Annotated in this window: 18 protein-coding genes; 7 read left to right on the top strand and 11 right to left on the bottom strand. The window is 70.8% G+C overall.

Annotated features, from left to right (window positions below; all coding sequences use genetic code 11):
• Positions 1-56: 56 nt before the first annotated feature.
• The 6 genes from ACODT0_RS06075 to ACODT0_RS06050 form a co-directional block, all read right to left on the bottom strand.
• A complete protein-coding gene (locus ACODT0_RS06075; protein ID WP_489040867.1) occupies positions 57-3860 on the bottom strand; it encodes an autotransporter outer membrane beta-barrel domain-containing protein in 3804 nt (1267 codons plus the stop codon).
• Between the two features lie 282 nt (positions 3861-4142).
• The gene (locus tag ACODT0_RS06070; protein WP_412179316.1) at positions 4143-4613 is read right to left on the bottom strand and encodes a nucleoside deaminase; all 471 of its coding nucleotides are present in this window, start codon (positions 4611-4613) and stop codon (positions 4143-4145) included.
• Between the two features lie 23 nt (positions 4614-4636).
• Positions 4637-5908: a cyanate transporter gene (locus ACODT0_RS06065; RefSeq protein ID WP_489040866.1), complete on the bottom strand. Its 1272-nt coding sequence runs from the start codon at positions 5906-5908 to the stop codon at positions 4637-4639.
• A complete protein-coding gene (locus tag ACODT0_RS06060; RefSeq protein ID WP_489040865.1) occupies positions 5905-7107 on the bottom strand; it encodes an amidohydrolase family protein in 1203 nt (400 codons plus the stop codon). The genes ACODT0_RS06065 and ACODT0_RS06060 overlap by 4 nt, the downstream gene beginning before the upstream one ends.
• Positions 7108-7139: 32 nt before the next feature.
• Positions 7140-8615: a sodium:solute symporter family protein gene (locus tag ACODT0_RS06055; protein ID WP_489040864.1), complete on the bottom strand. Its 1476-nt coding sequence runs from the start codon at positions 8613-8615 to the stop codon at positions 7140-7142.
• Entirely contained in the window at positions 8612-8824 is a 213-nt protein-coding gene (locus ACODT0_RS06050; RefSeq protein WP_057593917.1) for a DUF3311 domain-containing protein, read from the bottom strand. Before ACODT0_RS06050 ends, ACODT0_RS06055 begins: the two co-directional genes overlap by 4 nt.
• Positions 8825-8990: 166 nt before the next feature.
• On the opposite strand from ACODT0_RS06050, the gene ACODT0_RS06045 reads away from it, so the two are divergent.
• The 4 genes from ACODT0_RS06045 to ACODT0_RS06030 all read left to right on the top strand — a co-directional run bounded on the left by ACODT0_RS06045 (position 8991) and on the right by ACODT0_RS06030 (position 11871).
• Positions 8991-9755 carry a GntR family transcriptional regulator gene (locus ACODT0_RS06045; RefSeq protein WP_479671650.1) on the top strand — a complete coding sequence of 255 codons (765 nt, stop codon included), beginning with the start codon at positions 8991-8993 and terminating at the stop codon, positions 9753-9755.
• A gap of 63 nt (positions 9756-9818) precedes the next feature.
• The gene (locus tag ACODT0_RS06040; protein ID WP_489040863.1) at positions 9819-10757 is read left to right on the top strand and encodes a DMT family transporter; all 939 of its coding nucleotides are present in this window, start codon (positions 9819-9821) and stop codon (positions 10755-10757) included.
• A gap of 3 nt (positions 10758-10760) precedes the next feature.
• Positions 10761-11072 (top strand): DUF1272 domain-containing protein, encoded by a 312-nt coding sequence (locus ACODT0_RS06035; RefSeq protein WP_489040862.1) that lies wholly within the window; start codon positions 10761-10763, stop codon positions 11070-11072.
• A gap of 28 nt (positions 11073-11100) precedes the next feature.
• Positions 11101-11871 carry an ATP-grasp domain-containing protein gene (locus ACODT0_RS06030; RefSeq protein WP_489040861.1) on the top strand — a complete coding sequence of 257 codons (771 nt, stop codon included), beginning with the start codon at positions 11101-11103 and terminating at the stop codon, positions 11869-11871.
• Here the strand turns inward: ACODT0_RS06030 and ACODT0_RS06025 are convergent.
• From ACODT0_RS06025 to ACODT0_RS06010, 4 genes are all read right to left on the bottom strand, one after another.
• Positions 11868-12413 (bottom strand): shikimate kinase, encoded by a 546-nt coding sequence (locus ACODT0_RS06025; protein WP_489040860.1) that lies wholly within the window; start codon positions 12411-12413, stop codon positions 11868-11870. The genes ACODT0_RS06030 and ACODT0_RS06025 overlap by 4 nt on opposite strands.
• A gap of 51 nt (positions 12414-12464) precedes the next feature.
• Positions 12465-13454 (bottom strand): Bug family tripartite tricarboxylate transporter substrate binding protein, encoded by a 990-nt coding sequence (locus ACODT0_RS06020; RefSeq protein ID WP_413761453.1) that lies wholly within the window; start codon positions 13452-13454, stop codon positions 12465-12467.
• An 11-nt stretch (positions 13455-13465) separates the two neighbouring features.
• Positions 13466-14545, bottom strand: a complete 1080-nt coding sequence (gene add / locus ACODT0_RS06015) for an adenosine deaminase (RefSeq protein WP_489040859.1) — start codon at positions 14543-14545, stop codon at positions 13466-13468.
• 71 nt (positions 14546-14616) lie between these two features.
• Positions 14617-15567, bottom strand: coding sequence for a LysR family transcriptional regulator (locus ACODT0_RS06010; protein WP_057593924.1), 951 nt, complete (start codon positions 15565-15567; stop codon positions 14617-14619).
• Between the two features lie 155 nt (positions 15568-15722).
• On the opposite strand from ACODT0_RS06010, the gene ACODT0_RS06005 reads away from it, so the two are divergent.
• Entirely contained in the window at positions 15723-16601 is an 879-nt protein-coding gene (locus ACODT0_RS06005) for a TorF family putative porin (RefSeq protein WP_489040858.1), read from the top strand.
• A gap of 24 nt (positions 16602-16625) precedes the next feature.
• On the opposite strand, the gene ACODT0_RS06000 is transcribed toward ACODT0_RS06005, so the two are convergent.
• Complete coding sequence (locus ACODT0_RS06000) at positions 16626-17633, bottom strand: Bug family tripartite tricarboxylate transporter substrate binding protein (RefSeq protein ID WP_261211402.1); 1008 nt, start codon at positions 17631-17633, stop codon at positions 16626-16628.
• Between the two features lie 118 nt (positions 17634-17751).
• Here ACODT0_RS06000 and ACODT0_RS05995 point away from each other — a divergent pair, with 118 nt between their 5' ends.
• Both ACODT0_RS05995 and ACODT0_RS05990 read left to right on the top strand, forming a co-directional pair.
• On the top strand, positions 17752-19419 hold the full coding sequence (locus ACODT0_RS05995) for an MBL fold metallo-hydrolase (protein WP_261211404.1): 1668 nt from the start codon (positions 17752-17754) through the stop codon (positions 19417-19419).
• Positions 19416-20132 (top strand): RNA pseudouridine synthase, encoded by a 717-nt coding sequence (locus ACODT0_RS05990; RefSeq protein ID WP_489040857.1) that lies wholly within the window; start codon positions 19416-19418, stop codon positions 20130-20132. Before ACODT0_RS05995 ends, ACODT0_RS05990 begins: the two co-directional genes overlap by 4 nt.
• Positions 20133-20183: the final 51 nt, after the last annotated feature.

The raw sequence follows: 20183 nt of genomic DNA, 5'->3' as shown, positions 1-20183 counted from the left end.
ACAGCCGCGCATCGCTGGGCGGGCTGCCCTACAGCCTCGCCCCTTCCCGACCCGTGCTACCAGCGCATGCGCACACCCAGCGACCCGTTGATACCACTCTGCGCACGCACCGCGCCGCCCGAAGCCCAGAGCTTGCCGAGCTCGCCATAGAGGCTGGTGGTCTGGCTCAGCGCCAGCGTGAAGCCGGCCGCGAGCTCGGTGCTCGTGCCGCCGGTGGGCGTGGCGATGCCCGCGCCGGCGCTCGGCGTGAGGTAGCGCGCGACATCGCTGCCGTCGAGGGCCTTGTAGACATTCAGCCGGCCATAGGGCTGCAGGCTGCCCGCGCCGGTGGCCACCGTGCCGCTGACGCGCACGCCGGTGCGCACGATCCAGCCGCTGTCGGGGCGCTGCTGCACCAGCGCGCCGACGATGTTCGCGTCGTCGAGGCTCTGGCGCTGGTGGATCAGCTGCAGCTGCGGCTCGATCTTCCAGCCGCCCTCGCCGAGGGCCACCGACTGGCCGATCTCGAGCGAGGCCAGCAGGCTGCGGCCCTTGCCCGCGATGCCGGCGTTCAGCAGCGGTTGCAGCGTGTAGCGGTGGCGGCCGGCCTGCAGCGCGGCATCGGCGTAGAAGCCGCTCTCTGCGCTGTAGGTGCCATAGAGGCCGAAGTACTGGCTGCGCAGGTCGTTGGAGCCCGCGCCCAGTCCTGCGACGCCGCTCGCGAAACCGCGCACCGCGACATTGCCCTCGAGCTGGCCCACGTAGAGGCCGGCGCGCCAGTTCGGCGTGGCCAGCAGGTCGGTGCCGGCCTGGAAGCCGTTGAGGCGCCCTTCGCTCTCGGGCGAGACCGGACCGCGCTGCCGGATGTCGAGGTCGGTCGAGATCACGCGGCCCCAGGCGCGCCGATCGCCACCGGGTAGCGCTGCATCGCCCGTGGCGCGCAGGTCGTCGCCGACACGCAGGCGCATGTTGCCGAGCATCGCGAGGTTGCCCTGGCGCAACTGCGCGGGCAGCGCCGCGAACAGCGGTGCCTCGACGCGGTAGGTCGTGAGGCCGAGCGGCGTGGACGAACTCAGGTAGCTGCCGCTGGTGTCGTTGTGGAGCCGGTACTGGAAGGCGCCCGCATCGACATGCTCGCCGGCCAGCACGAAGGCATTGCCCTGCACGCTGGCTCCGCCTTCGGTGCCCACCAGCGTCACGCCCTTGCCCAGGGTCGGTGCGCCCAGGCCCGCCACGCTGGCGATCCGCACCGTGGTGAGGCCGCTGGCGATGGCGGTGGAACCGCTGAGCAGCAGCCGGTCGGCACCGGCCGTGCCGAGGCCGAGCACGCCGTTCTGGCCCACCCACGGACCGGCCACGGTGAGCGTGGTGCCCGGCACGGCCCCCTGCAGCGACACGAGGCCGGCGTTGGTCATGCCCGCGATGCGCTGTCCGTGGCCCGCGAGGTCCAGCACCGCGCCGGACTGCACGCGCATCGCGCTCGCGGCGCTGAACGCGTTGGCGGCACCCGCGCGCAGCGCACCCGCCGCGACCACGGTATCGCCGCTGTAGCTGTTGGTGCCCGCGAGTTCGAACGCGCCCGCGCCGGTCTTCACCAGCCCGCCGCTGCCGCCGATGCGCCCCGCATAGGCGCTCGACGTGCCGTCGCCGCCCGTGGTGAGCGTGCCCGTGCCGAGCGCGACCTCGCCCGCGCCCGAGAGCGAGCCGATGGTCTGGTCGAAGCCGGCCAGCTCGAGCCGGCCCGCGCTCGCCAGGTAGAAGGCGCTGCGCGGCGAGAAGCTGCCCGCGGCGCCGGCACGCAGGCCACCTTCGACCACGCCGGTGGGCCCGGAGTAGCTGCTGCGGCCCGACAGCGTGAGCGTGCCCGTGCCGAGCTTGGCGAGGCCGCCCGGGCTGGCCCCGTCGGCGATGTCGCCCGCCAAGGTGAGGCCGAAGGCCTGGGTGTCGATGTTGCCGATGCCGGACACCGTGATGGCATTGGCCAGCGCCAGCCCGTCGGCCGCGGCCTGCAGGGTGGTGGCATCGGCCATGGCGAGCGTGCCGGTGCCCAGCGCGGTCGAACTGCCGACGCCGAGCGTGCCGCCCTGCAGCTGCGTGCCGCCGGTGTAGCTGTTGTCGCCCGTGAGGATCAGCGTGCCGGCGCCGGCCTTCACGAGGCGGCCCACGTAGTCGGCATCGGTCTTGGTCTGCAGCGCGGCGATGCGCGCGCCGCGGATCTCGATCTCGCTGCGGGCCGCCGCGTTGGCGGCCAGGATCGCGTCGCGCTGCGCGTTCACGCTGGCCGTCGCGAGCTCGGTGTCGCTGCGGCCCGCGATGAAGTTGGCGTAGTCGGTCGCGGTGCTGTAGGGACCCGTCCAGTTGGGATGGGCCGCCTCGTACATGCCGAGCAGCACGGCACCGTAGGGGTCGGAGCGCGCGGCCGCGAGCGCGGCATCGAGCCGCGCGGCGGTGTAGAACTCGCGCGTGTTCGACTTGATCGCCTCCTGCAGCAGCGCGCGGCCGCGGGCCATGCCGGCGATCAGGTCGGGCGTGGGCGCGCCGGCTTCCGGCACGGCCTGCACCCTGGCCTGCAGCGCGGCCTTGTCGCCGGCCCAGGCGGCGATCTCGGCCGCCTCCTCGGTCTTGCGCTGGCGCCATGCGGCGTCGGAGATGCCGTTGCGCCAGGTGTCGGCGCTGCCGGCCGACAGCTTCGCCGTGAAGGTGCCGAGCAACTGGCCCGGGCCGTCCATGCCCTTCTGCAGGTCGGGAATGCCCCAGCCGAAGTCGGTGTCGGGCTGGTCCGCCGGACCGCTGCCCAGGTGCTTCGAGGTGGTCAGCAGGATGGTGCGGATCTCCTCGTTGCCGAGGTAGGGATAGCGCTCCATCAGCACGCCGACCGCGCCCGTGACGTGCGGCGCGGCCATCGAGGTGCCCGAGGACTTGGTGTACTTGTCGTCGCCGGCCACCGAGGCGCTGTTGATGTCCACGCCCGGCGCGGACACGCACCAGTACTTGGCGATGCCGCAGCGGTTGCTGAAGCTCGCGAGCGTGAGGTTCTGGTTCAGCGCCGCGGCCGTGACCCAGCTCTTCTCGAGCTCGGGCTGGAAGTAGGGCAGCGCGGAGCGAATGTTGACGTTGGCCTTGCCGGCATTGCCGGCCGCGAACACCTGCATCACGCCGGACTGCCGCGTCACGTCGGCGGCCGCTTCCAGCCAGGACTTCTTGCCCGCGCCGTTGATGCGCGCATAGGCCTGCACCAGGCCGGCCACGCTGCCGTAGTCGTCGGCGCCCGGCGGCGAACCCCAGCTGCTGTTGATGACGCGCACGCCGGCCGCGGCCAGGTTGCCGTAGGCGGCATGGAAGTAGTTGTAGTCCATGTTCGATCCGTAGATCGAACCGTCGGTGCCGTTGGAATTGCTGATGTAGTACTGGCTTGCGAAAGCCACGCCCATCATGCCCAGGCCGTTCTTCGCGGCGGCGATGGTGCCCGAGACGTGGTTGCCGTGGTTGTCGTTCACGCCGGGGATGTAGCTGCCCGGCACCGGGTTGCGCAGGAAGGGATCGCCGGCCTTCCAGGTGTCGCCGCCGCTCTCGAGCTGCCGGCCGTCGTTGGCATAGGTGCCCGACACCACCACGCCCGTGATGCCGCGGCTCGCGAACTCCTGGTGCGTGGGCAGGTAGCCGGAGTCCACCGCGCCGGTCTTCACGCCCGCGCCGCTGAACCCGAGCGCATAGGCGAACTGCGCGTTCAGGGCGCCGAGGCCCCAGTCGGACTTGAACTCCGCGGCATTGGCCCAGGTGGCGGCGGCCGCGCCGAGGTCGCTGCTCCTGGAACCGTCGTAGTTCAGGTAGCTCTGCGCGCCGGCCTGCAGGGACAGGGCCGGACCGAACGCGAGCGCCACGGCGGCATGGATGCTGTGCTTTTTAAAACTGGAGTGCGCATCCCGTCGACCGTTTTTGCATTTATGCATTACATATCTCCCAAAAGTGAACTGCCTGGAGGCAGGAAATCGCCACCGTGTTGCGTTGGCGGCTCTCACTGTCGGGCGCAATACATGTGCCAGGAATCGAGGCTTACCTGGAGTTCCCATGCGGATGCGGCATGGCCGTTTGCATCGGGCGCATCCCGTCGTGCCGCTCTTGTCCGGCGGCTGGTACTTTCTTCGCCGTCGGCCGGCGCGACGCTATCGCCGCGTCGCGGCCCACTCGGCCAGAATCCGCACCGCCTCCCCCTCCATCCGCTGCTCGGCCGGCAGCCTGCGCTGCGCGAGCGTCGCGCCCGACTCGATGCGCAGCGCCTCCACGTCGATGGGATGGCGCGCGGCCACGGTCACGCCGTCGAAGGCCTCGCCCGACTGCGCGAGCGAGGCCGCGTAGTAGAGCTGCGCGATGCCCGCGATGTGCATCGCTGCCACGCACATGGCGCAGGGCTCGCACGAGGTGTAGAGCTCGCAGCCCGAGAGGTCGACGCTGCCGAGCCTGCGGCAGGCGTCGCGGATGGCCTCGACCTCTCCGTGCGAGGTGGGGTCGTGGTGCGCGACCGAATGGTTGAAGCCCTCGCCGACGATGGCGCCGTTCTTCACGACCACGGCGCCGAAGGGCTCGGTGCCGGGTTCGTGCAGCGCCTGCGCGGACAGGGCGAGCGCGCGTTGCATGAAGCGTTCCTGGTACATGGTGTTCAGACCTTTCGAGTGGCTGCGCCCTCGGGCGCGAGGGAGGAGGATGGCATGGCGCGCGGCGCGAACAGCTCCGCGGTGGCGGCGCCATAGCGGCGCGGATCGAAGCGCAGCAGCAGCGGCAACAGCACGAGCACCACGGCGCCGAGGTAGGCCCAGGCGAGCGCGAAGCCGCCCGTGTGCTCGCGCACCCAGCCGGTGACGAAGGGCGCGAGCGCCGCGATCATGAAGCCCAGGCCCTGCATGAAGCCCGCGAGCGCACCGGCCTGCGCGGGGTCGGGCAGGTGGTCGAGCGCGAGCACCATGCACAGCGAGAACGCGCCGCCGAGGCCGAAGCCCAGCACGAGCGCGATGGCCAGGGCCGGCACCGGCGCATGCAGCGCGAGCGCGCAGAAGCCAGCGAGTTGCGCGGCCAGCGTGAGCGCGAGCCAGGGCCGCAGATCGCGCCCGCGGCTGCGCGCGATGGCGGGCATGGAGAGCGCGCCCACCACCTGCGCCAGCGTCATCAGCGCGAGCACCGAGCCGCCCTGCTGCGCGCTCCAGCCCTGCTGGGCATAGAAGTGCGGCAGCCAGGCCACGAGGCTGGTGTAGCCGCCGTTGACGAGGCCGAAGCAGATCGCCAGCAGCCAGGCGCGCGGGCTCGCGAAGCAGCGCAGCCACGAGAGGCCGCGGCGCGGCGCATCGGCCGTGAACTCCATGCGCCGCATGTTGAGCCAATACAGCAGCGCGAAGACCGCGGGCAGCGCCCAGATCGCAAGGCCCGCGTGCCAGTCGGGATGCGGGCCGCCGAGCGCCTGCGCGACCCAGGGGCTGGCGATCGCGCCGAAGCCGCCGCCGCCCATGATCGCGGCCGAATAGAGCCCGGTCATCACGCCGATGCGCGCCGGATAGGCCTGCTTGACCACGCCCGGCATCAGCGCCTGCACCAGCCCGACGCCCGCGCCCGCGAGCGCCGCGCTGGCGAGCAACGGCGCCGCGCCGTTCGCGCCATAACGGCTCGCACAGGCGAGCGCGATGGCCGCGAGGCCCAGCGCGACACCGGCGCGCGCGCCGATGCGCTGACCCACGGCCGCGCCGCACAGCGAGGTGGCGCCCATCGCGAACATCGGCAGCACCGTGAACAGCGCCACGGCATGGAAGCCGATGCCGGTGTCGAGGCGAATGGCCCCGAGCAGCGGGCTGCTCGAGGTGAGGAAGGCGCGCAGGTTCAGCGCCACCAGAACGATCACGGCCGCGAAGGCGGTGCCGGCATCGCGGCGAACCTCCGCCTTCACAAGGCGGCCACGTCGTCCTGCAGCACGCCGTCGCGCGCCACGATGCGGCCGCCGGCCACCACGAGCCGGCGCACGGGGCGCTCCACCACGGCATGCGCCACGGTCTGCGCATCGACCAGCACCAGGTCGGCACGGTCGCCGACAGCCAGGCCATAGGCCTCGAAGCCGCAGCCGCGCGCACCCGAATGCGTGACGGTGTCGAGCGCGACCTCGATCTCGTCGTCGCGGCGCAGGTTGTAGCGCAGGCCGATGATCATCGCGCGCTCGAGCATGTCGGGCCGGCCATAGGGCGACCAGGTGTCGCGGATGCCGTCGTTGCCGCCGAGCACGGTCACGCCGGCCTGGCGGCAGGCCAGCAGCGGCGGCACGTTGCGCGAGGGCGGCGCGCTGGTGATCAGCACCACGCCGAGCTTCGCCATGCGCGCGAGCAGGGCATCGCGTTCGCGCTCGCTCACGTCGCCGAGGCAGAAGCCATGGCTGATCGCCACCCGGCCCCGCATGCCCAGCGCCTCGGTGCGCTGCAGGATCAGGTCGAGCGAGAAGGCGCCCATGGCGCCGGGCTCGTGCAGGTGGATGTCGATAGCGCGCTGGTGCCGGTGGGCGATGTCGAACAGCAGGTCGAGCGACTTCACGGGATCGCCGTCGATGGCGCAGGGGTCGAGCCCGCCGAGCACGTCAGCGCCCGCGGCCAGCGACCGGTCGAGCAGCTCGGCCGTGCCGGGCCGCGCGAGCAGGCCCGACTGCGGGAAGGCGACGATCTGGATCTGCTGCAGATCGCGCAGGGTATCGCGCGTGCGCAGCGTGCCTTCGAGGTGGCGCAGGCCGGCCTGCGTGTCGACGTCGACGTGCGTGCGCAGCCGCGTGGTGCCGAGCGCGAGGAAGGCCTTGGCCAGCACCAGCGACTGCGCGGCCGCGTCGTGGCCGCTGGCATGGCGGAAGGCGCGCTCGTTCTCGATCTTGTCGATCAGGTTCGTGCCGACCTCGTTGCGGTACCAGTCCAGGCCCCACATCGTCTTGTCGAGGTGGGTGTGGCCCTCGACGAGGCCGGGCAGCAGCAGCGCGCCGCGGCCGTCCTCGACGGCGGCACCGGCCGGCGCGGCGAGCTCGGCGCCGAGCTCGGCGATGCGGCCGTCCTGCACCCGCACGTCGACCGGCGCGGCACCCAGCGGGCGAACGTTGCGGATCAGGAGCGATGGCATGGGGATTCCTTTGTTCCTTGTCGTATGAAGCATCAGGCGGGCTGCGCCGCGGCCGCGCGCGGCGCCGGGCCCGGCGTGACCAGCGCCACGATCACGAACACCAGCGCATTGGTCGCGAGCGCCACCAGCCCGGTGTTGAGCGACTTGAAGGCCAGCGGCGCCGCGGGAAACAGCGTAGCGAGGTTCGCGCCGGTGGTCATCAGGAAGCCGAGCACCGCGCCGCCCGCGACGATGCCCGCAAAGGCCGCGTGCTTGTTGCCGAAGGGCTTCTTCAGGAGGCTGAACAGCAGCGAGGGCAGCAGCTGCGTGAGCAGGCTGGAAGCGAAGATCGCCACCGCGACGATGGTGGTGCCGCCGCGCAGCACGAAGTACACCGCCACCAGCGCGAACAGCGGCAGCACGCCGCGCGCCACGCGCGACACCTGGCGGTCGGTGGCATGCGGCGCGAAGCCTTCCTTGTAGACGTTCTTGCCGATCACGGTGGAGGCCGTGAGCAGGATCATCGAGCCCGGCACCAGCGCCGTGAGCACGCCGGTGCCGCCGATCACGCCGACGAACCAGGGGTCGAAGCTGTGCTTGACGAGGCCGAACAGGGCCAGGTCGACGTCGGAGCCCTTGAGCCCCGGCACCTGCAGGATGGCCGCGAAGCCGACCAGGAACAGGAAGGCGATCACCACCTGGTACAGCGGCATCAGGATGGTGTTGCGCCGCACCGCGCTCGCGCTCTTTGCCGCGTACACCGAGGTGAGGTTGAACGGGTAGAGGTAGTAGCCCAGCGCCGTCAGCAGGATGGTCGAGTTGTACCAGGTGAGGTTCAGGCCTTCCTTCGGAAACTCGAAGAAGCCGGGGTTGGCGGCGTGGATGGCGGTGAACATGGGCGCGACGCCGCCGTAGTAGTGCCACGGCAGGTAGATGCCGAGGAACACGGCGAGCGCGAGGATCAGGATGTCCTTTACGATGGCGATGCTGGCCGAGCCGTGGATGCCCGAGAACAGGATGTAGCTGACCATCACCAGCGTGCCGATCCAGATCGCCACCGGCGGCGCGATCGAGCCGTACGAGGCCTCCGAGACGATGATGCCGAGCCCGCGCAACTGGATGGTCAGCAGCGCGACCATGCCACCGAGCGCCACCACCGACACCAGCACGCCGAGCGGGCGGCTGTCGTACTTGTGGGCGAAGAAGTCGGAGAACGACACCAGCTTGTGCGCGGTCGCGTAGCGCCACACGGCCGGCAGCATCCAGAAGGCCATGAGGTAGGCCAGCCCGCCATAGGCCAGGATGTAGAAGGCCGGCGAGCCCTTGCTGTACGACCAGCCGCTGGCGCCCAGGAAGGTGAAGGTGGAGAACGATTCGCCCGCCATCAGCAGGAACACCATGATCGCGCCGAGCCCGCGCCCGCCGAGCGCCCATTGCTCGAGGCTCATGGTGCGGCCGCGCCGCGCCAGCACCGCGAGGGCCAGCGCGCCGACCACGAACAGCGCGATCACGCCGAGCGCGGCGTTCATCGCGCGTCTCCCTGCGTTGCGGGTGCGTCGAGGTCGCCTTCGGCGCGGTCGATGACCACCATGATCAGCGAGGTCAGCACCAGCCAGAGCACGTTCCACACCATCAGGAAGGGCATGCCGAGCACGAAGGTGGGCGCGACGGAGGACAGCCAGCCCCCGCTGAAGAAGGCGGCGACCGGCAGCGCGGCCAGCCATTTGGCGGATTTCATGTGTGTCTCCGTTGTCGTGTGTGGTTGTGGATATTTGGAATTTTGGTCAACCATATCATTTTATTTTGGTTAACCAAATTTCCGCGAATGGTACGAAGCGGACCGGGCCGCGTCAATCCGGGGGCTTTCCCCGGGGTGGCGCGACGCAGGCAAAATCCGCCTGCCTATGCCCGCCACCCGCAAGACTTCCGCGCCCGCACCCTCCCCCGAGCCCACCGACGCCGACGGCGCCAACGTGGACGAACGCGTCTATGCCGCCGTCTCCAAGGCGCTGCTCAGCGGCAAGCTGCGGCCCGGCACGCCGCTGCGCGAGCGCGCGCTGGCCGAGGCGCTGGGCTGCACGCGCGGCGCGGTGCGCAAGGTGTTGGCGCGGCTGGGTTCCGAGAAGCGGCTGGTGCTCGAGCACAACCGCGGCGCCTTCGTGCCCAACCCCTCGATCGAGGACATGCGCGGCACCTACCGCGCGCGCCGCATCGTCGAGGCCGGGCTCGTGACCACGCTGTTCGGCCAGCTCGCGCGCGAGCAGGTGGCCACCCTGCGCAAGCACGTGCAGGCCGAGCAGAAGGCATTCAAGGAAGGCCGGCGCGAAGACGCCGTGCGCCTGGCCGGCGACTTCCACCTGCTGCTGGCGCAGATGGCGGGCAGCGAGGAACTGCTGTCCTACATCGGGCGGCTGATCGCGAACACCGAGCTCTACAAGGCGCTCTACGACTCGGCCGAGGCCGCGAGCTGCGCGCCGCGCGAACACGAGCAGATCATCGATGCGCTGACCGCCGGCAAGTCGCTCGACAAGGCGCTGGCCGTGGCGCTCGAGCACCTCGACGAGCTCGAGCGACGCGTGATCGCGGGCGCGGCGGCCGAGCAGGAGACCGACCTCGCGACGCTGCTCAACGGCGGCGCGGACGACCCGCACCACGGGCACGGCCACTGAGGCAGGCACGTTTCGGCCGCGGCCGAAGTGTCCGCGCGCGGCCTTCGCGATGATCGGCGCGCCATGCCGACCACCACCCTCGCCACGTCAGCCAAACCCCAGGCCCCCGTTCTCGAATGGGCGCTGCTTGTGCTGCTCGCCACCTGCTGGGGCGCTTCCTATACCTTCATCAAGATCGGCGTCGCGACCCTTCCGCCGGTCACGCTGATCGCCGCGCGCACGCTGGTCGCGGGCCTGCTGCTGCTGGCCGTGCTGCGGCTGCGCGGCCTGCGGCTGCCGCGCGACGCGGCCAGCTGGCGCCGCTTCGCGCTGCAGGCCGGCCTCAACAGCGTGCTGCCCTTCACCTTGATCGCCTGGGCCGAACGCAGCGTCGACGCCGGCCTCGCGACCATCCTCAACTCGACCTCGCCGATCTTCATCTTCCTGCTGAGCCTGGGCCTGGCCGGCGCCGAGCGGCCCACGCTGCGGCGGCTGTTCGGCGTGGCGGCGGGGCTGATCGGCATCTGCCTGATCGTCGGTGTGGAGGCGCTCGGCGGCCTCGGCCGGTCGCTGTGGTCCCAGCTCGCGCTGGTCGCGGCCGCGGTCTGCTACGGCTGCGCCGCGATGTTCGGCCGCGTGTTCAAGGGCCTCGACCCGATGCTGCCGGCCGCGGGCTCGCTCGTGAGCGGCGCCGCGCTGCTGCTGCCCGCGAGCCTGCTGATCGACCGCCCCTGGACCCTCGCGCCCTCGGCCGCGTCGCTTGCCGCCGTGCTCGCGCTCGCCGTGGTCTCGACCGCGCTGGCCTTCACGATCTACTTCCGGCTGATCCGCACCCTGGGCCCGATGTCGACCTCCGCCCAGGCCTACCTGCGCGTGCCGATCGGCGTGGCCATCGGCGTGCTGTTCCTCGGCGAGCGGCTCGCGCCCACCGCCTGGGCCGGACTTGCGTGCATCATGGCCGGCGTGATCGCGATGACGCTGCCCGCGCGCGGCGCCATCCCCCTGCCCTTTCTCCGGAGATGACCCATGCTCGAACTCAGGCCCAACTGCGAATACTGCGACAAGGACCTGCCGCCGAACGCGACCGACGCGCGCATCTGCAGCTACGAATGCACCTACTGCGCCGACTGCGCGCAGCACGTGCTGCACGACGTCTGCCCCAACTGCGGCGGCGGCTTCGCGCCGCGGCCGATCCGGCCGGCGACCGAAAGGCGGCCCGGGGTGTTCCTGGGCAAGCAGCCGGCGTCGGTGCAGCGCAAGCATCTGAAGTGGGAGCGCGGGGCGGAGCTGGAGGCCTTCATCGAGAAGGTGCGGCAGGTGCCGCCGGCGCAGCGCTGAGCTGTCGCCTCCGGCCGGACCGTCCACCATGTTTCGCATCGCTTTTCTCGAACAGCGCGGCAACGGCCTCGAGGTGGAAGAGCGGCTGGTTCGCGAGGTGTTCGAATCGCGCGGCATACCCGTCGAGCTCTACACGCGCAAGCGGATCGAGCGGCGCAACCTGGCCCTGGACGAACACGCCTTCATCATGGGCACGACGCCTTCGATGCACGGCGCGATGAAGCAGCTCGGCATCGAGATACCCGCACCCAACGACTATCCGCAAGCCCTGCGCCATCTGCTGCACCGCCGCGTCTGGTCCGCCACGTTGGGAGACATGGAAAGAGCGCTGTACGAAGGACGTCAGGGGCCCGTCTTCGTCAAGCCGGCGGACCGGCTCAAGACCTTCACCGGACGCGTCTTCGAGAGTCCGGCGGACCTGTACTTCCTCGGCCGTGCCGCGAGGCAACAGCAGGTCTGGTGCTCCGAAGTCGTCCAGTGGCGCTCCGAGTTCCGTGCCTACGTGGCCGGCGAGAAGGTGCTCGCCCTCGATCACTATCAAGGGGATCCGGAGGCACGCCCCCGCATGCAGGTCATCGAGGAGGCCGTCGCCGCGTACCGACGCAGCGGCGAGGCGCCTTCGGCCTACGGCATCGACTTCGGCGTGCTCGCCAGCGGGGAGACAGCCCTGGTCGAAGCCAATGACGGGTATTCCCTGGGGGCTTACCAGGTCGCCGCACCGCTCTATGCCGAGGTGCTGCTGACGCGGTGGGCCGAGTTGCTGGCCACGCGCAAGGCCTCGAAAGACCTTCGCGACTAGGTCAGCGTGCGACGCACGAAGCGCTCGACCTCGCAAGCGATTGCGGCAGGCTCACCCTCGCTGATGAAGCGCTCGCACCGCAGCGCCATGAAGACCGGATGCCGCTCCCGGATGCGCCGCGTTTCGCTCGCCCGATCACCACGGAGATAGGGCCTGCGCAGCTGGCGCTCGACCACGAGTTCGACGCAGCGTTCGAACTCGAAGGATGGCAGCAGCAGCGCGGTGAGCGGATCGGCTTCGATCGCGTCGCGCAATGCCGGGTAGCGCTCGCTCGCGTCGGCCGGATAAGTCATGAAACCCGAGGACATCGCGAGCACGGTCGGCACGGTCGCCGCGGCGCGAAGCTGTTCGTAGGTTTCGATGTTGCGCGCCGCATAGCCCGCGTACCCATGGCGCGCCAGGAAGGCCGCGACATCGCCCTGTTGCGCGATGAAGACCTGGTCGAGATCGACGAAGCGCCAGGCCAGCCGTTGCGCGAGCAGCGGGCCGACGGTGGTCTTGCCGGCGCCGCCGGGGCCGATGAGATGAACGAAGGGGATCAATGCGAAGGAACGAGAAGCGCCTGGGGCGCTGCGGCATTCTGAGGCATCGCGCTACTCGGCCTTGATGTTCCCCTTCGCGACGATCGCGCCGAACTTCGCATCCTCGCCCTTCAGGAAGGCCGCGAACTCCTTCGGCCCCGCGCCCAGCGGCGTGACGCCGCCCTCCTCGAAATTCCTGCGCACGCCCGGGTTCGCGAGCACCTGCGCCAGCGCGGCATGCAGCTGCGAAACGATCTGCGGCGGCGTTGCCTTGGGCGCGAAGATGCCCTGCCAGACCGACACGTCGGCGCCGCGCCATGCGGGCACGCTGGCCAGCGGCAAGGCTTCGGGCATGGCGGCCGAAGCGCTCTCCGCCATCACGCCGTACACGCGCAGCTTGCCCGCGCGCGCCTGCTGGATGACCATCGACAGCGGCAGCACGGCGAGGTCGAGCTGGTTGCCGCTGAGGTCGCTCACGATCTGCACGCCGGTGCGGTACGGCACATGGACCATGTCGACGCCGCCGCGCTGCTTGAGCAACTCGCCGCCCAGATGCAGCGAGGTACCGACGCCCGAGCTCGCATAGCTGTACTTGCCGGGCGCGGCCTTGAGGTCGGCATACAGCGCCTCGCTGGTCTTCGGCTGCAGCGCGGGCTTGCCCACCAGCGCCAGCGGCTGGGCGCCGAGCAGCGTGACGGGCACGAGGTCGGCGAGGCCGTCGTAGCGCACGGTGGAAGGCGTCACCATCTTCGCGATGACGACGGTGCTCTCGACCGACAGCAGCAGGGTGTAGCCATCGGGCCTGGCGCGCACGGCCTTCTCGGTGCCGATGACGCCGCCGGCGCCCGACACGTTCTCGATCACCACCGGCTGCCCGAGCCGCGTGGCGAGCTCGGGCGCGATCCAGCGCGCCATGACGTCGACGTTGCCGCCGGCACCGTAGGGCACGATCAGGGTGATCGGGCGCGCGGGCCAGGCGGGCTCCGCGATGGCAGCGGTGGTGCAGGCAGCGAAGGCCAGGGCCGCGAGCAGTGCGCGGCGGCGTGCGGTGTCGAGGTGCATCGTGGGATCCTTCAGTCGCGGTTCGTTTCCAGGGGAGCAGCCTGCTCGCGCTCGAGCGCGGCGATCTCGCGTTCGAAGTCGGCGCGCAGGCTGCGCTTCGCGTCGTCGTCGAGCCAGCAGGCGTCGACGCCCGCGAGGCTGAAGGCGCGCGCCTGCTCCCAGCCCCAGCCGCCGCCCTCGAGCACGGTGGCGTAGGTGTGGCTGAGGTCGGTGTGGAACATCGCGGGGTCGTCGGTGTTGAGGCTGACCGGCAGGCCCGCGTCGACCATGCGCTTCACGCTGTCGAGCCGCCGCCGCTGGTTGCGCACCACGCTCGTGATGCCGCAGACGCAGAAATGCACGCCGCGGTCGCGCGCGCGCCGCAGGCCGTCGTCGCTGGCGAGCAGGTTGTAGCCATGGTCGAGCCGGTCGCAGCCCAGCAGGTGGATGCAGTCGTCGACGTTGGAAGGCGGCGCCTCCTCGAGCGTCTGGTTGTCCTCGCAGACATGGGCGGTGCGCTTCAGGCCGGCGCGGCCCGCGCGCTCGAACAGGGCCGCGAAGCTGGCGGGCGGGCCCGCGCGCTCGGGGCCGTCGAGGCCCACGCCGACGACGAGGTCGGAGCGCAGGCCGAGGATGTCGTCCATCGCACGCTCGGCGCTGTCGCGCGGCAGGCCGCGGTCGAATGAGGCGATCAGCAGGCCCGAGCAGCCGAAGTCCTGCCGCGCGGCGCGCAGGCCGGCCACCAGCCCCTCGACCTGCACGCGGTACGGCACGCCCGTGGGCATGAAGTACTGCGGATTGAACGACAGCTCGACATGGCGCGCGTTGCTGCTGCGCGCGGCGCCCTCCACGGCCTCGTAGGCCACGCGCTCGAAATCGGCGCTGCTGCGCACCGCCTGCGCCGCGATGCGCAGCACGTCGATGAAGTCGTAGAAGTCGCGGTAGCTGTAGAGCGTGTCGACCGGGCGCGGCAGCGGCAGTTCGTACTGGCGCGCGAGCGCGACCAGCGTGGCCGGGCGCAGGGTGCCGGCCATGTGGAAATGCAGGTCGGTCTTGGGCAGCCGGGCGAGCAGGTCCGGACGGACCGGCGCGGGGGAGGAAGGGGTGGACATGGACGGCGACGATAGCCACGCCCACCGCCCGCGCCCAGCACAGCGCTGTGCAGCAGGTTATGACAGCGCCGTCATGACCTGGGCCGGTGCGCCAGCTCGCGCGCGGCCGCCGTCAGCTCGCCGCGCAGCCAGCGCATGGCCTGGTTCTTGTGCGTGCGCTCGTGCCACACGAGGCGGTAGCGGTGCGGCTTGATCTTCGCGGGAAAGGGCACGATCGCGAGCGGGTACTGGCGCGCGAAGTCCTCGGCCAGCAGGCGGCCGGTGGTGAACACGAGGTCGGTGCGCGCGAGGATGGCCGGCGCCATGCCGAGGAACTGGGTGTGCATCGCCGTGTGGACCGACACGCCGAGCTCGGCCAGCTGCGCATCGATGATGGTGCCCTGCCCCGGCACGTGCTCGAGCGAGGACAGGTGGCGCGCGCGCCGGTAGTCGTCGAGCGTCATCGGCGCCCTGGCCAGCGGATGGCCCTCGCGCACCAGGCAGACCATGGGTTCGGTCAGCAGGCTGGCGGCGCGCAGGTGGCCGGGCAGCTCGGGCCAGATGGTGATGACCATGTCGACCTCGCCGTCGGCGAGCTGGCGGTAGTGCTCGAAGCGCGAGCCCAGGCCGCGGATCACCACGTCGCACTCGGGCGCCTGGCGCGCCACGCGTTCGGCGATGTCGGCGAAGAACTGGCGCGGCAGGAAGTCGTAGGTCGCGATGCGGAAGCTCTGGCGCAGCTCGCGCGGCTCGACGGGGCCGGCCTCGGCGGTCAGCAGCGACATGTCGGCCAGGATGCGCCGCGTGGGCGCAGCCAGCGCCTGCGCGCGCTCGGTCAGCACCATGCGGTTGCCCACGCGCACCAGCAACTCGTCGCCGGTGAGCTGGCGCAGCACCTTGAGGTGGCGGCTCAGCGCGGACTGCGCCACGCCGAGCTTGGCCGCGGCCTGCGACACGCTGGCCTCGCTCAGCAGCACGTGGAGCGAGCGCAGCAGCGATTCGTCCAGTCGGCGGTCATGCTCGCCGGTGTCGGGCAGGGACATGGTGTTCGGATCGAAGAGGAATGGAACGTCTGCGGGCCAGCGATTCTGCCCGCCCGCCGCATGCGCGATTTTTGCGCCGCGGCCCGAAGTCTTTACACGGCTTTGATACGCCCCCTCCTACGCTGTCGCTCTTCCTTCATCCCCGAGCTCTCTCGATGCAACGATCGATCCGCGCCGCCTCCTCGGCACTCGCCCTCCCCACCCTGATTGCCGCCGCCTTCGCGCTGCCTGGCGCGGCCTTCGCGCAAGCGGCCGGCGATGCACCGGCACCGGCCGCCTCGCCGGTCACGGCCAACATCTCGCTGACCACGAACTACAAGTTCCGCGGCCAGGACCAGGACATGCTCGGCCGGAACGACTACGCCAAGACCCGCGGCGCCAAGCCCGCCATCCAGGGCGGCTTCGACTACGCCTTCGGCGAGAGCGGCTTCTACGTCGGCAACTGGAACTCCAGCGTCAACTGGCTCCAGGGCAACAGCGTCGAGGTCGACCTGTACGGCGGCTACAAGTTCAAGGCCGGCCCGCTGGACATGGACGTCGGTGCGCTGACCTACATCTATCCGGGCAACTCGGTCGGCAACACCACCGAGCTCTATGGCGCGGCCACCTATGCCGACGAGAGCCTCGGTTCCTTCACCCTGAAGTACTCGCACACGGTGTCGAAGGACTACTTCGGCTTTGCCGGCAACAAGCTGGGCTCGGGCCTCGAGGGCCGCAACACCGGCTACCTGAACCTGAGCTACAGCAAGGAGATCCTGCCCAAGGTGACGCTCAAGGCCGCGGTGGGCTACACGGCCCTGTCGAGCGACATCCGCAGGAACACGCCCTACAAGAGCTATGTCGACTACAACGTGGGCGCCAGCTACGACTTCGGCGGCGGTCTCACGCTCGCCGGCTCGGTGCAGGGCGCGAACCAGAAGAACGCCTTCAACGCCGCGGCCGGCCCGCTGTACGACTTCGGCTTCTACACCGTGCAGCAGGTCTACTCGCCGAACAAGCCGCGCTTCATCCTCACGCTGGCCAAGACGCTCTGACGAAGACGCCGGCGGCCCTCGGCATCAATCGATGCTGATGTTCGCCGTCTTCGCGACCTCCGCCCACTTCACGCGGTTGTCGTGCACCGTCTTCCTGAACTGCGCGGGCGTCTCGATGCGGATGGTGTTGCCCTGGCTCTCGAACTTCTCGCGGATCTCGGGCTGCTCGAGCACCGTCTTCACGGCGGCGTTGAGCTTCTCGACGATGCGCGCGTCGGTGCCCTTGGGCGCGAAGATGCCGAACCAGATCGAGCTGTCGAAGCCCTGGGTGCCCGGCAGGCCGCTCGATGCGATGGTGGGCACTTCCTTCACCGCGGCCACCGGCGTGGCGGTGGTCACGCCGAGCAGCCGCACCTTGCCGGCCTTGTAGTGCGGCAGGATGGTCTGGACCTGGTTCATGATGCAGCAGGTCTCGCCGCGCACCACCGAGGTGATGGCCTCGGGGCCGCCCTTGTAGGGCACGTGGACCATGTCGAGCCCGAGCCGCGCATTGAACTCGGCGAAGGCCATGTGGGTGCCGGCACCGTTGCCGGTGGAGGCGTAGTTGTACTTGCCGGGGTTGGCCTTGACGAGCGCGACGAACTCCTTGAGCGTCTTCACGTTGATCACGTCGGGATTGATCGTGAGCACGTTCGACACGTCGAGCACCGGCGCCACCGGCACGAAGTCGGCCTCGACGTCGAAGGGCAGCTTCTTGTAGAGCGCGGCATTGCTGCCGTGGGTGGCGGCGGTGCCGAACGAGAGCGTGTAGCCGTCGGGCTTCGCGTGGGCCACGTACTCGCTCGCGATGTTGCCGGCCGCGCCGGAGCGGTAGTCGATGATCACGGGCTTGCCGAGCTGGCGCGTCAGCGGGTCCTGGATGGTGCGGGCCACCACGTCGACACCGGAGCCGGCGGGAAAACCCATGATCAGCGTTACGGGCTGTTGCGGCCAATCGGCCTGTGCATGCGCCACGGGCGCGATCGACGCGCACAATGCAGCGGCCGTCAGCAGCGCGCGCAGGTGCCGGCTCGGAAAGTGGAAAGGGGGCATGGCGGTGGTCCTCGGTTCGGGCGGTGCAGGCCCGGATTCTGGCGCGATGCTCATACCCGCTTCGGCATGTGCTTATGCGCGACACACCTCCGGCGCGCCGCCTCTCCATAATCGCCCCATGGTTCGTCCCACACAACTCATCCATCCCCAGCGCGAACCGGTGGCGGTGCGCGCCGCGGCCACCGTGCTGCTTCTGCGCGATACCGCGTCCGGCATCGAGGTGCTGATGACGCGCCGCTCGGCCAAGGCCAGCTTCGCGCCCGGCGCCTACGTCTTTCCCGGCGGCCACATCGACGCGGCCGACGAGGTCGCCGCGCGCACGGCCGCGCGCCGCCCCACGCAGAGCCCGCTGCAGGCCACGCAGGCGGTGGCCGCGATCCGCGAATGCTTCGAGGAGCTCGGCGTGCTGCTCGCGCACCATGCCGACGGCCGCCCGGCCGGCGCCGAGGACATCGCCGCGATGGACCGCGACGGCCACGCGGCCGTGCCCTTCGCCGAGCAGTGCGCGGCGCGCGGGCTGGTGCTCGAGGCCGACCGCGTGTTCACCTTCGCGCACTGGATCACCGACCGCGACCTGCCCAAGCGCTTCGACGTGCCCTTCCTGGTGGCGCGCATGCCCGAGGGGCAGGAGCCCTCGGCCGACGAGAGCGAGCAGTTCGAGCCGAGCTGGGTGCGCCCGGCCGATGCACTCGCGCGCCACGCGGCCGGCAGCTTCTTCATGATCTTCCCGACCGTGCGCACGCTGCAGCGCATGGCCTCGTATGCGAGCGTCGACGCGGTGCTGGCGGCCTGCGCGAGCGAGCAGCCGCTGTGGACCAGTTGCCCGCGCGGCGGCTTCGTCAACGGCCGCGACGAGCGCTACATGGAGAACGACCCGCCCTTCGGCGAACTCGCGCTGGTCTGCCCCGACGGCCAGATGCTGCACTCGCTCGACTGGAAGAGCGATGCGCCGGTGGCGCTGCTGAAGAACGTGCAGCGCCTGACCGCGCCCAACCCGGGCGCGATGACCGGCCCGGGCACCAACAGCTACATCGTGGGCGACGCGGCCACCGGCCACATCGTGATCGATCCGGGCCCGAACGACCCCGCCCACATCGAGCGGCTGTGGCAGGCCGCCAGGGGCGACATCCGCATGATCGTCTGCACGCATTCGCATGCCGACCATTCGCCGGGCGCGGCGCCGCTGCAGGCGCTGGCCGGCGCCGCGAAGCCGCCGATCCTGGGGCTGTCGTCGGCGCCCACGGCGCGCTCGAGCGCGCGCTTCTCGGCCGAGCGCGAGCTGGCCGACGGCGAGCGGCTGGTGCTCGCGGGCACCGATGCCGAGGGCCAGCCGCTCACGCACACGCTGCGCGTGATCCACACGCCGGGCCACGCGGCCAATCACCTGTGCCTGGTGCTCGAGGAGGACGGGCTGCTGTTCTCGGGCGACCACATCCTCAACGGCAGCACCACGGTGGTCGATCCGCCCGACGGCGACATGACGGCCTACCTCGATTCGCTCGACAAGCTCGACGCGAACTGCGAGGCCGGCGGCGTCGAATTCATCCTGCCCGCGCACGGCCACGTGATCGGCTTCGCGCGCACGGCCATCGCCTACCTGAAGGCGCACCGCCTCAAGCGCGAGGCCAAGATCGCGGCCGCCATGCAGAAGCTGCCCGAGGGCACGCCCGAGCAGTGGCTGCCGCTGGCCTACGACGACGTGCCCGAGCGGCTGTGGCCGGTGGCCGCGCGCTCGCTGGCGGCGCACGTGGCGCGCATCCGGCAGCAGGCGGCCGTCGGTTCATGAGCGCTCCAGAAAGGCAGGACGCCGAGGGCATCCGTCTGGCCAAGCGCGTGGCCGCGCTCGCGGGCTGTTCGCGGCGCGAGGCCGAGCTGCTGATCGAGAACGGCGCGGTGCGCGTCGACGGCCAGCCGGCACTGCTGCCGCAATCGCGCGTGCAGCCGCACCAGCAGGTGGAGATCGAGGCGGGCGCGCGGCCCGAGCCGGTGCTGCCGGTGACGCTGCTGCTGCACAAGCCGGCCGGCCTGCGCATCGAGCAGGCGCACACGCTGCTGGTGGCCGCCAACCTCGCGCCCGCGCACGGAATGCCGCGCTTCCTGCCCGCGCATGCGCGCGGCCAGCACTGCATGACGCCGCTGGAGACCGGCGCCAGCGGCCTGGTGGCCTTCACGCAGGAATTCCGCATCGAGCGCAAGCTGCACGAGGACGCCGCCGTCATCGAGCACGAGATCATGGTCGACGTGGCCGGTGCCGTGTCGCCCGAGCAGCTCGCGCGCTTCGAGCGCACGCCCGCGCGTGTGAGCATCGGCCGCCAGACGCCCGAGCAGACCGGGCTGCGCTTCGCGCTCAAGGGCGCGCAGCCGGGCCAGGTCGCGCACCTGTGCGACCGCATGGAGCTGCGCATCCTCGCGATGCGCCGCATCCGCATCGGACGCGTGCCGCTGGCCGGCCTCGCGCCCGGCCAGTGGCGCTACCTCGCGCCGCAGGAACGCTTTTGACGCCCCCGAAGAAGAAAGAAGAACGGGAAGCCGGCGCGCTTCCACCCTCGC

Source organism: Variovorax sp. FG153 (assembly GCF_057809595.1).
Note: the sequence above shows the minus strand (reverse complement) of the source record. Positions and strands in the feature narration are given on the sequence as shown.